Genomic DNA, 11,776 nt, shown 5'->3' with positions numbered 1-11,776 from the left:
GGTGCGGCGGTGGGTGCCGTGGTGGGGGTCATTCCCGGCCTGGTTTATACCACCGTGCCCATTCTGGTGGGCGCCCATTCCTTTGCCGGGCTGGTGGCCGGATTGTGCCGCACCTTCGGCCGTCCCGGTGTATCCATAGGTTTTTTAATGGGCAATATCATCCTGTCGGTTTACCTGAACAATTTTGGCCACCCGGGAGCGGTGCTGGCCGAAACCGGCCTGGCCGTGCTCCTTTTCATGCTCATCCCCGGCAGTTGTATCGGCCTGCTGAACAGGTCCCTGGGCAGGGTGGTTTTCAATACGGGGGAGGATGCGCCCCGTACCACCGGCCGGGAGAGATCCGTGGTGGCCGGCCATATGCGCCACTGGTCCCGGGTATTTGAGGAACTTTCCCGCAGTTTCGGCCATGCGGCGGCTGTGGAACCGGGACAGCGGGAGGACCCGGCGCTGCAGTCCATGTTCAATGAAATTGCCGGCAAAGTGTGTCAGGGGTGTGGTTTATACCGCACCTGCTGGGAGCGGGATTTTTACCGCACCTACCAGGATATTCTGGATCTTTTTACCCTGGTGGAAAGTTATGGCCAGGTGACCGCCGCCGATCTGCCCGACGCTTTAAAAAGGCGTTGTTCCCGGCCTAAAGAGCTGGCCATTACCGTTACCTGCATGTATGAGGCCTATAAACTCAATCAATACTGGATGAAGCGGATGGCCGAAAGCCGGGAGATCGTTTCCGAGCAGCTCAAGGGTGTGGCGGAAATGATCGAAAACCTGTCCGCGGAGCTGGAAAGCACGGCGGAAGCCCCCGCCGGTGCGGAGCAACTGCTCAGGCAGAAGCTAAAGAGTGCGGGCGTTCCGGTGATGGATGTTCGCCTTTCCCGTTCGGGTGACGGCCGGCAGGAGATCCTCCTGGCCCGGCATTCCTGTGAAATGAATCCGGAATGTCCGGCCCTTCTTTCCCGGATGGTGTCCCGGGTAATGGGGGAACCCTTTGCGGCGCCCTTTACCGCCTGTCCCCACGCTTCACCCGGGGAATTGTGTATGCTGCGCCTGTACGGCGGGCTGCAATACCGCCTGTCGGTGGGCGTGGCCGCCGCAGGCAAAAATGGCAGTGCCGTTTCCGGCGACAGCTATGCCTTTATCCCCTTGCGGGACGGCAAGTGCGCCCTGGTGCTGAGCGACGGCATGGGCAGCGGCCCGGCGGCCGCCCTGGAAAGCGGTACGGCGGTATCCCTGCTGCAGAGATTGCTGGAGTCGGGCCTGGACCGGCATCTGGCCATCAAGACGGTGAATTCCATCATGATCCTGCGTTCCCCGGGAGACAGTTTTGCCACCCTGGATATGACCATGGTGGATTTAAAGGAAGGACAGGCTGAATTTGTGAAGATCGGCGCCCCGCCCGCCTTTCTGGTCCGGGGCCGCCGGGTGAGTGTCATCCGGGCCAGTTCCCTGCCCGTGGGGATTATCAAAGACATCGATGTGGCTTCCGTGACCAGAAAGCTGGCCGCAGGAGATATGCTGGTCATGGTCAGTGACGGGATCCTGGATTCCTGCCGGGGGCCGGGGGACCGGGAGGACTGGGTGGTGGACGTATTGCGGGAGGTGACTGATTTTTCACCCAGGGATTGTGCCGCCCTGCTCCTGAAACTGGCCCAGACCGGGGCCGGGGGGGAATGCCGGATTCCGGACGACATGACCGTGGTGGCGGCCCGGGTGGAAAAGATTTAGCCGGCGGGCTTGACCAGTCGGCAAATGGTATGGCTTATCCCGTGAGTGCCGGGCGGCCCGGTTCCCGGGGTCGTCAACGAAGAACGTCATAGAAATGCCCCGGTCCGCTTCAGGGGCTTTTTTTGTTTTATACATGGCCGTATTTTTTCCAGCGGGGAGGAAAATATTTATGGCTGTGGAATTTACTAAGACGAAGTGATTAAAGGGGTGCGGGCATGGATTTTGAGGAAAGGGTGCGTGCTTTCATATCCCGGTTTAACATGCTCAATCCGAAAGACACGGTCCTGGTGGGCGTTTCCGGCGGCCCCGACTCCATGGCCCTTTTGCATTTCCTGTGGCAATTGCGCCGGGAATTTTCCCTCAATCTGGCCGTAGCCCATTTAAATCACCTCTTTCGCGGAGAAGAGGCCCGGGCCGACGCCCGCATGGTGGAGGAATACGCCCGGGGCCTGGGGTTGCCCGTTTATGTGGAGGAATTTGACGTGCCCGCCTACCGCCGCCGGACCGGACTTTCGGCCCAGGATGCGGCCCGCCGGGTGAGGTACCGCTTTTTTGAGCGCCTGGCCGGGGAAACGGGAGCCGGCCGGGTGGCTCTGGGGCACCACGCCGACGACCAGGCGGAAACCATTTTATTTAATTTTCTGCGGGGGGCGGGGCCGTCCGGCTTAAAGGGGATTCCACCGGTGCGGGGCCGGTATATCCGCCCTTTTCTGGATGTGCGCCGCCGGGAGATAGAGTCCTACTGCCGGCGTTACCAGTTGCCCGTGCGGGAAGATGCTTCCAATAAAAAAACCATATATACCCGCAACCGCATCCGTTTGGAACTGATCCCCCTGCTGGAACAAAAATACAATCCGGGTCTGGTGGATGCCATGGTTCATCTGGGACATATCTGCCGGGAGGAAGACGCCTACCTGGAAGAAGAAACGGCCCGCCTTTATTCCCGCGTTTTACTGGAGGAAAGGGAAGACCGCCTGGTTCTGTCCATACCGGCCCTTCTTTCCGCCCCGGTGGCCCTGCGCAGGCGTTTGGTGCGCCGGGCCTTCGCCTGCCTGGCGGGGGAAGGGGGCTATTTGTCCTTTCTCCGGGTGGAGGCCTTGCTGCTGCTGGTGGAGAACCCGGTGGGGGGACGGGTGGTGGAACTTCCCGGAGGGGTGAAGGCCCGGCGGCAGAAATCCCGGCTTTATTTATGGCTTGACCAAAACGGGCCGGCAGTGCCCTTTTACAGTTACCCGCTGGTGGTCCCGGGCGTAACCTGTATTCCGGAGACTGATCAAAGGATCCTGGCCCGGGTGATTCCCTCCGCGGCAGCGCCGGATCCCCGCCGGCTGTCCCCCGCCGAGGCATTGCTGGACTACGATTCCCTGCCCGGGGACCTCCGGGTGCGCCGGCGCCGGGAAGGGGACCGTTTTCACCCCCTGGGCATGGCCGGGAGCATGAAATTGAAGAAATTTCTCATCGACCGGGGGGTGGCCCGGGAAAGGCGGGATGAAATCCCTCTGGTGGTGGCGGGGGATCAGGTGGTCTGGGTGGGTGGATTACGTCCCGGTGAACCCTGGAAGGTCACTCCCCATACAAAAAGGTGTCTTTATTTGCAAATGCTGGAGGGGAGGGACGACGAAAGTTCAACTGAACAGAGATAATTGAAACAGGACCGCAAATATGTTACAATTAAACCCATGGGTTACGTGATTGGCATGCTTGAGAGGAGTGGCTTTTTTGAGCAAGGTCCTGAAGAATTTAACCATCTACCTGCTCATAGTGCTGGTAATCATTGTTCTGATCAAATATACTCAACCTACCAGTGGTGCGGTGGAACAATGGCGTTACGACGAGTTTGTCCGGGCGGTGAACCAGGGGCAGGTCCAGGAAGTGACCCTCCAGGCCCGGCAAAATACCAACCTGATCACGGGCAAAACCAAAAACGGAATTTCCTTTCAGGCGGTGAGCCTGAAAAACGACTCCCAGCTGCTGACCATGCTCATGGAAAAGGGGGTGCAGATTAAAAACGAGGAGCCGCCTTCCCCGGGATGGTGGGCCAACATTCTGACCAGCCTTCTCCCCATCCTCATTTTTGTGCTGCTCTTCTTCTTTATGATGCAGCAGACCCAGGGCGGGGGTAACCGGGTGATGTCCTTCGGCAAAAGCCGCGCCCGGCTGCACACCGACGAAAAAAGACGGGTTACCTTTTCCGACGTGGCCGGCGCCGACGAGGTGAAGGAAGAGCTGGAAGAGATAGTGGAATTCTTAAAGAATCCCAAAAAGTTTACCGAGCTGGGTGCCCGCATTCCCAAAGGGGTGCTTCTTTTCGGGCCGCCCGGTACGGGTAAAACCCTGCTGGCCCGGGCGGTGGCCGGGGAGGCCGGTGTGCCCTTCTTCAGCATCAGCGGTTCCGACTTTGTGGAAATGTTCGTTGGCGTGGGTGCCTCCCGGGTACGGGATCTGTTTGAGCAGGCCAAGAAAAATTCCCCCTGTATTGTTTTTATCGACGAAATCGATGCGGTGGGCCGCCAGCGGGGTGCCGGCCTGGGCGGCGGTCACGACGAACGGGAGCAGACGTTGAACCAGCTGCTGGTGGAAATGGACGGGTTTGCGCCCAACGAGGGGATCATCATCATAGCCGCCACCAACCGCCCGGACATCCTGGACCCGGCCCTTTTGAGGCCTGGGCGCTTTGACCGGCAGGTGGTGGTGGATATTCCGGATATTGTCGGACGCAAGGAAATCCTGAAGGTGCATGTACGGGGCAAGCCCCTGGCGCCCGACGTGGATCTGGATGTGCTGGCCCGGCGTACACCGGGCTTTACCGGTGCCGATCTGGCCAACCTGGTAAACGAAGCGGCCCTGCTGGCCGCCCGTTCGAACAAAAACATGATCGGCATGCAGGATCTGGAAAACTCCATTGAACGGGTCATTGCCGGACCCGAGAAAAAATCCAAGGTGATCAGCGATCCGGAAAAGAAGCTGGTATCCTATCACGAAGCCGGTCATGCGGTGGTGGGTTACCTGTTGCCCAATACGGACCCGGTACACAAGGTTTCCATCATTCCCCGGGGCCGGGCCGGTGGCTATACGCTGTTGCTGCCCAAGGAGGACCGCTATTACATGACCCGGTCCATGCTTTTAGACCAGGTGACCATGCTTTTGGGCGGCCGGGTGGCCGAAGCGCTGGTGTTGAAGGAAATCAGCACCGGCGCCCAGAACGATCTGGAACGGGCCACGGAAATTGTGCGTCGCATGGTGATGGAGTACGGCATGAGCGATGAGCTGGGTCCCATGACCCTGGGACGCAAACAGGAAACGGTCTTTTTGGGGCGGGATCTGGCCCGGGACCGCAACTACGGCGAAGAGGTGGCTGCGGCCATCGATAAGGAAGTGCGCCGGATTATTGAAACCTGTTACCACCGGGCCGAGGAAATACTGAACAAGCATATGGATACCCTGCACCTGGTGGCCAAAACCCTGTTTGACAAGGAGACCCTGGAAGCGGAAGAATTTGCCCAATTGATGAAACAGGCCGGTGAGGAAGAGCACAGTACCAGGAATTAGCGGCCGGGGTGTCAACCCGGCGGACGGCCGCTCCGACGTTCCACCGGCCGCCAATTGGCGGTACTGCCATGGAAGAAAAATTTTCGCAGGAATTGCCTGAGGAACTGTTATCAGGAGCCGTCTATGGGAACCTTGTTCCCTGTATATAGCCTGAAAATTTACCTGAGGAGAGGATGCATCTTTGGAGCGCACTTTTGTAATGGTCAAACCCGACGGGGTGCAGCGCAATCTGGTGGGCAACATTATTGCGTGCTTTGAGAAAAAGGGTTTGAAAATTATCGGCCTGAAAATGATGCGTATTCCCAGGGAACTGGCGGAAAGCCACTATGGTGAACACCGGGACAAACCCTTTTTCGGCCCCCTGGTGAATTACATCACCTCCGGCCCGGTGGTGGCCATGGTCCTGGAGGGTAAGGATGCCGTGGGTACGGTCAGGGAAATGATGGGGGCCACCAATCCATTAAAGGCAGCCCCGGGCACCATCCGGGCCACCTACGGCATGGATATCGGCCGCAATGTGGTGCATGGTTCCGATTCCCCCACCAGTGCGGAAAGGGAAATAAACCTCTTTTTCCGTCCCGAAGAACTGGTGAATTACCAGCGGGACGTGGACCGCTGGATTTATGAATAAAACGGGGCAGCCCGTTGGCGGGCTGCCTTTTTGTGTCCAGTATACGTGACTTTTGAACACACAAAAAGTTTTGTTATAGCAGGAATTCTCTGATAAGATAACGAAATTATCCATGAGGAGTGAAAATTATGGGTTCCCTGGCAGTGGGATTAAAAGGGGAGGCCACCATTCCGGTCACCGAGGAAAATACGGCGGTGGCCTACGGGAGCGGTTCGGTGAGGGTTTTTGCCACGCCGGCCATGATCGGCCTGATGGAAAAGGCGGCCCTTTCTTCGGTGGACCCCAGGCTTCCGGCCGGCCAGACCACGGTGGGTGTCAGGGTGGATGTGGAACACCTGGCCGCCACCCCTGTGGGCATGCGGGTCACCGCCCGCTCGGAGCTGGTGGAGATCGACGGCAGGCGGCTGGTCTTCCGGGTGGAGGCCTGCGATGAATGCGAGATTATCGGTCGCGGCACCCATGTGCGCTATATTGTCACGGTGGATCGTTTTCTGTCCCGGGCGGCCGGGAAAACAAAAAAATAATCAGGCGTATAGCCGGAAGGCTTGCAGCAAATATTTTCTAAAGAAACAAGGGGGGAGGAGAGTCTTTCGACGAAGAGGAACCGCAGAAAAATAACCGGGCAGATTTTAAATTCTGAAAGGAGAGGATACTGAAAAATGGCCTACGATGCCACCAAGTTAAAAGACTTTGAAATAGCTGAACTGGCGGAAAAGAATATGCCCACCCCGGCAGAATGGGTGGAGAAGCTGGGATTGGAAAAGGATGAGGTCATCCCCTACGGCCGCATCTGCAAGCTCGACTTCATGAAAATTATCGAGCGTCTCAAGGACAGGCCCAACGGAAAATTTATCGAAGTTACCGCCATCACCCCCACTCCCCTGGGCGAAGGTAAAACCACCACCACCATGGGTCTGGTGGAAGGCCTGGGCAAGCGGGGCATGAATGTGGGCGCGGCCATCCGGCAGCCCTCCGGCGGTCCCACCATGAACATCAAGGGTACGGCCGCCGGCGGCGGCAACGCCCTGGCCATTCCCATGACCGAGTTTTCCCTGGGCCTGACCGGCGACCTCAACGACATCATGAACGCCCACAACCTGGCCATGGTGGCCCTTACCGCCCGCATGCAGCACGAGCGCAACTACGACGACGCCGAGCTGGCCAAGCGCAACCTGCGCCGCCTGGATATCGACCCCACCCGGGTGGAAATGGGCTGGGTCATCGACTTCTGCGCCCAGGCCCTGCGCAACATTATCATCGGCATCGGCGGCCGCATGGACGGCTACATGATGCAGTCCAAGTTCGGCATTGCCGTGAGCTCCGAGCTGATGGCCATCCTGGCCGTGGCCACCGATTTAAAAGATTTGCGGGAAAGACTGGGCCGCATCATTGTGGCCTACGACAAGAAGGGCAACCCGGTGACCACCTCCGATCTGGAAGTGGCCGGGGCCATGTGCGCCTGGATGCGCAATACCATTAACCCCACCCTGATGAGCACGGTGGAGTATCAGCCGGTGCTGGTGCACGCCGGTCCCTTCGCCAACATCGCCATCGGCCAGTCCTCCATCATTGCCGACCGCATCGGCCTGAAGATGTTCGACTACCATGTGACGGAGAGCGGATTCGGTGCCGACATCGGCTTCGAGAAGTTCTGGAACGTGAAGTGTCGTTTGAGCGGTCTGGTGCCCAACGTCTCCGTGGTGACGGCCACCATCCGGGCGCTGAAGATGCACGGCGGCGGCCCCAAAGTGGTGCCCGGCCGGCCCCTGCCCGACGAGTATACCAGGGAGAACCTGGAGCTTCTGGAAAAGGGTATCCCCAACCTGCTGCACCATATCGCCACCGTGCGCAAGGCCGGTATCAACCCGGTGGTCTGCATCAACTCCTTCTACACCGACACCAAGGAAGAAATTGCCATGGTCAAGCGGTATGCCGAGCAGGCCGGCGCCCGCTGCGCCGTTTCCCAGCACTGGCTCAAGGGCGGCGAAGGCGCTCTGGAACTGGCCGATGCGGTTATCGATGCCTGCAATGACTCGGTGGACTTCAAGTTCCTCTACCCGCTGGAAATGCCTCTGCGGCAGCGGGTGGAAATCATTGCCAAAGAAGTATACGGTGCCGACGGCGTTTCCTGGACCCCCGAAGCGGAAGCCAAGGCCAAGCGGTTTGAATCCGATCCGGCCTACGCCGATTTTGCCACCATGATGGTGAAGACCCACCTGAGCTTGACCCACGACCCCAACCTGAAGGGCGTGCCCAAGGGCTGGATCCTGCCGGTGCGCGACGTGCTGGTCTATGCCGGGGCCAAATTCCTCTGCCCCATGACCGGTACCATCAGCCTGATGCCCGGCACCAGTTCCGACCCGGCCTACCGCAGGGTAGACGTGGACGTAGAGACCGGCAAAGTGCTGGGCCTGTTCTAGCAGAACTGGATGAAAAATGCCCTTTACCCGTCCGGAAAGACGGGTGGCGGGTTGTTTTGCACGAAAAGGGGATCATGCTCTGCACCCCGGGGAAACCCGGGGTGTTTTATTCCCTGCGGGTTATTCTTACGGCGGTTCGGTAAAAGTGCAAAATGGCAAACTGCACGGCTCCCGGAATGAACAATCCGGATTATGCAAATTGACATTTGTTCAGGCTGCCTTTATAATCTTGATATCGAATAGCCACTATTTTTCAGGCAGAGTAGCCTGGCCGGCCCGGTGCGGGGCCAGGGTTTTCCGAACAAATTTTTTAGTTAAGGAGTGTTTGTCATGTCCAGACCGCCAAAATGCCGGCGGGTAGAGTTTCTGCCCCGGCTGACCTTTTTCAAGCCGGCGGGGGTTCCCCTGCGGGATCTGGAGGAGGTGGGCCTGACCGTGGAAGAACTGGAGGCCATTCGCTTGAAGGACCTTCTGGGCCTGGAGCAGGAGGCCTGCGCGGAAAAGATGGGGGTTTCCCGCCCCACCTACCACCGGATCTTAAGCGCCGCCCGTTCCAAGGTGGCCGAGGCGCTGGTCAACGGCAAGGCCATCCGGGTGGAAGGGGGCAACTTCCAGGTGGTTATGCGCCGTTTTCACTGTGATCGCTGCGGTCACGAGTGGGAACTGCCCTGCGGCGAGGGTCCCCGGGGGTCCGAGATGGTCTGCCCCAACTGCGGCAGCGCCGACTTTTACCGCATTGATGAAGAAGGCAGGGTCTTTGGCTGCCAGCGCTGGCAAAAGCGTCAGGGCCAGGAGCAGGTATAAAGAGTTTTGTTTTACTTCCAGTTACGGGTTTTAATTTCCCTTATTTTTGTCGGTGGCGCCGGGACTTTTCCCGCCTGCCGGCGGGTGCGGTGTTTAAGCGGGGAAAAACCGGAGTGTTCCGGTTTACGCCGGGGCCTTTTTCCGTCCGTAATCGTCAGGGCCTTATTCGCTGTCTTTTCTTTCAAATGGGGTGGGTAAGATGCAGCGGGTGGGAAGAATTCTGGCGGATGATTTTTACCGCTTTTGTCTTGCGCAGAATGCAACCCGGGAAGTGGACAGGCCCTTCTGCCGCCACGACTTTCAGCATATGCTGGACGTGGCCCGGATCAGCTATATTTTGCTGGTGGAAAGCAATCAACTGGCTGATTTTATCCGCCGGTACCGCTTGAAAAATCGTCAGGCGGCCAGAGAAGTGGTTTATGCCGCCGGTCTGCTGCACGATATGGGCCGGTGGCAGCAGTACGACCACGGTGAAGATCACGCCCTGGCGGGCGCCCGCCTGGCCCGGCCGGTTCTGGAACGGGCCGGTTTTGCGCCCCAGGAAATTACTGTGATCGTCCGGGCCATTGCCGCCCACCGCAGGGGAGAACCCGAAGGAGGGCTTCTGGGACGATTTCTATGCCGGGCCGACGACCTGGCCCGTCCCTGCGCCTTTTGTGCCGCCCGTTCCGACTGTTACAAGGTGGAGCATATGGAAACGGCCCGGGAAGTGCTCATCTATTAACGTACCCGGTTATTGACTTTTTTGTTTTTATAGGGAGTGGGAACCTTGACTGTACAGGTGCGTAACGTGGAGATAAAAAACCGGGCTCAGGCCCTGGCCGAGATTGCCGCCGTGGGGGCGGACCGGGCCGGCTGCCGGCTGATGGCTCCCAAGGCGGTGCACCGGGTCTTAAAAGTCAGCGGCTTAACCCCCATCCAGGCCAATATCCTGAAGCAGGAAATGCTGGCCAGGGGCGGGGAGGCCGCCGTGGCCCGGGGCGTGGTGGAGCACCGGGTGAATCGTACCGACGTTTTGCTCATGGGTACATTAAAACAGTTTGAAGGCCTGCTGGCCAAGTTGAAAATGCAGCCCTTCGGTTTGCCCGCCCTGGCGGAAGAAATCCGCCGGGTATTGCAGAATCTGGAGGGACGCCGTGTTTTCCGGTTGGACTGCCGGGGCAGGGAACTGGTGCTGGGCGAGCGCACCCTGGTGATGGGTATTCTCAACGTTACCCCGGATTCCTTTTCCGACGGGGGGCGGTTTAACGATCCCTCCCGGGCCCTGGAACATGCCCGGCAGATGGTGGAAGACGGGGCGGATATCATCGACCTGGGCGGCGAATCCACCCGGCCCGGCTATACCCCCATTCCGGTGGAGGAGGAGCTGCGGCGGGTTACCCCGGTGCTGGAGAAGCTGGCGGGGGAAATCCCCGTGCCCATCTCCGTGGATACCACCAAGGCAGAGGTGGCCCGGCGGGCCATGGAAGCAGGTGCCCACATCATCAACGACCAGTGGGCTTTAAGGGCCGACCCGGAGATGGCGGCGGTGGCCGCCCGGTACGACGCGCCGCTGATCCTGATGCACAACCAGCAGGGGACGGAATACCGGGACCTGATGGGGGATATGATCCGCTTTTTCCGGGAAAGCATAGCCATGGCCGAAGAGGCCGGGGTCTGCCGGGATAAAATAATCATCGACCCGGGCATCGGCTTTGGCAAGACCCTGGAGCAAAACCTGGAAGTGATGTTCCGGCTGCGGGAACTGGACTGCCTGGGCCTGCCCGTTTTGCTGGGCACTTCCCGCAAGTCGTTGATTGCCAAAACGTTAAACCTACCCGTCGACCAGCGGGTGGAGGGCACCGCGGCCACGGTGGCCATTGGCATTGCCGCCGGGGTGGACATCGTGCGGGTGCACGATGTGAAGGAAATGGTGCGGGTGGCCCGCATGACCGACGCCATGGTGCGCCGGGGCAAAAGGGACAATTATTAGAGCCCGTTCCCCGTTGACCGCAGGGGGGGCCTGGCATTGATGCTGGCAAAAGCCGTTTTAACTTAACGAGCTGTGCATTCACCACATTTCCCTTCATAGTATCAACCGGGCCTGTTACTGTAGCAGGCCTTTTGAATATGGTTTACAGGGGTAATGAGCCGGTGGACAGGATCATTTTAAAGGATATGGAGTTTTACGGTTACCACGGTGTCCTGCCCGAGGAGCAAAGACTGGGCCAGCCCTTCGTGGTAGATGTGGAGCTGTTTCTGGATCTGGCCCCGGCCGGGCGGTCGGACGACCCGGAGAGCACGATAGATTACGCCCGGGTTTTCCGGGTGGTGGAGGAAGTGGTCACCGGCCCACCCTGCCGCCTGATTGAGGCGGTGGCGGAAAGGGTGGCCGCGGCCGTTTTAAAGGAATTTCCCGTGGCCGAGGTGCTGGTGCGGGTGAAGAAACCCGCCGCCCCGGTGCCCGGCCGCTTTGAGCATATGGCGGTGGAGGTGCGTCGCCGGCGCTGAGGGCATGTCCGTTTTTTAGCCGGTACTCCTTACCCGGCGTCCGGCGCCGCTGTTCCCCGGATGAGCTGAACCGGCATTTATCCTCCGGTCAGTTATCCAGTGGACAAGAAGCGGTGAAAAAAACCATGGCTTATGGGATTGGTAATGTTCCATATTG

The 11,776-nt window shown here is 59.1% G+C and carries 10 protein-coding genes; all 10 read left to right on the top strand.

Annotated elements, in window-relative coordinates:
* Nucleotides 1-1,725 (top strand): stage II sporulation protein E (spoIIE, locus tag GFC01_RS13905; protein ID WP_152947774.1); only part of this gene is annotated, 1,725 nt, incomplete at its 5' end.
* Between the two features lie 215 nt (nucleotides 1,726-1,940).
* Nucleotides 1,941-3,368 carry a tRNA lysidine(34) synthetase TilS gene (gene tilS / locus GFC01_RS13900; protein WP_152947773.1) on the top strand — a complete coding sequence of 476 codons (1,428 nt, stop codon included), beginning with the start codon at nucleotides 1,941-1,943 and terminating at the stop codon, nucleotides 3,366-3,368.
* A 76-nt stretch (nucleotides 3,369-3,444) separates the two neighbouring features.
* Nucleotides 3,445-5,274: an ATP-dependent zinc metalloprotease FtsH gene (gene ftsH, locus GFC01_RS13895; RefSeq protein ID WP_152947772.1), complete on the top strand. Its 1,830-nt coding sequence runs from the start codon at nucleotides 3,445-3,447 to the stop codon at nucleotides 5,272-5,274.
* A 181-nt stretch (nucleotides 5,275-5,455) separates the two neighbouring features.
* Entirely contained in the window at nucleotides 5,456-5,905 is a 450-nt protein-coding gene (gene ndk, locus GFC01_RS13890) for a nucleoside-diphosphate kinase (protein ID WP_152947771.1), read from the top strand.
* A gap of 128 nt (nucleotides 5,906-6,033) precedes the next feature.
* Complete coding sequence (locus GFC01_RS13885) at nucleotides 6,034-6,429, top strand: thioesterase family protein (protein WP_152947770.1); 396 nt, start codon at nucleotides 6,034-6,036, stop codon at nucleotides 6,427-6,429.
* 135 nt (nucleotides 6,430-6,564) lie between these two features.
* Nucleotides 6,565-8,325, top strand: coding sequence for a formate--tetrahydrofolate ligase (locus tag GFC01_RS13880; RefSeq protein ID WP_152947769.1), 1,761 nt, complete (start codon nucleotides 6,565-6,567; stop codon nucleotides 8,323-8,325).
* 330 nt (nucleotides 8,326-8,655) lie between these two features.
* Nucleotides 8,656-9,129 (top strand): DUF134 domain-containing protein, encoded by a 474-nt coding sequence (locus GFC01_RS13875; protein ID WP_152947768.1) that lies wholly within the window; start codon nucleotides 8,656-8,658, stop codon nucleotides 9,127-9,129.
* A 199-nt stretch (nucleotides 9,130-9,328) separates the two neighbouring features.
* Nucleotides 9,329-9,853 (top strand): HD domain-containing protein, encoded by a 525-nt coding sequence (locus GFC01_RS13870; protein WP_152947767.1) that lies wholly within the window; start codon nucleotides 9,329-9,331, stop codon nucleotides 9,851-9,853.
* Between the two features lie 45 nt (nucleotides 9,854-9,898).
* Complete coding sequence (gene folP, locus GFC01_RS13865) at nucleotides 9,899-11,101, top strand: dihydropteroate synthase (protein WP_152947766.1); 1,203 nt, start codon at nucleotides 9,899-9,901, stop codon at nucleotides 11,099-11,101.
* Nucleotides 11,102-11,238: 137 nt separating this feature from the next.
* The gene (gene folB / locus GFC01_RS13860) at nucleotides 11,239-11,619 is read left to right on the top strand and encodes a dihydroneopterin aldolase (protein WP_152947765.1); all 381 of its coding nucleotides are present in this window, start codon (nucleotides 11,239-11,241) and stop codon (nucleotides 11,617-11,619) included.
* Nucleotides 11,620-11,776 lie beyond the last annotated feature (157 nt).

Origin of the sequence: Desulfofundulus thermobenzoicus (assembly GCF_009428905.1) — a bacterium.
Taxonomy (GTDB): Bacteria; Bacillota; Desulfotomaculia; order Desulfotomaculales; family Desulfovirgulaceae; genus Desulfofundulus_A; species Desulfofundulus_A thermobenzoicus.
Note: the sequence above shows the minus strand (reverse complement) of the source record. Positions and strands in the feature narration are given on the sequence as shown.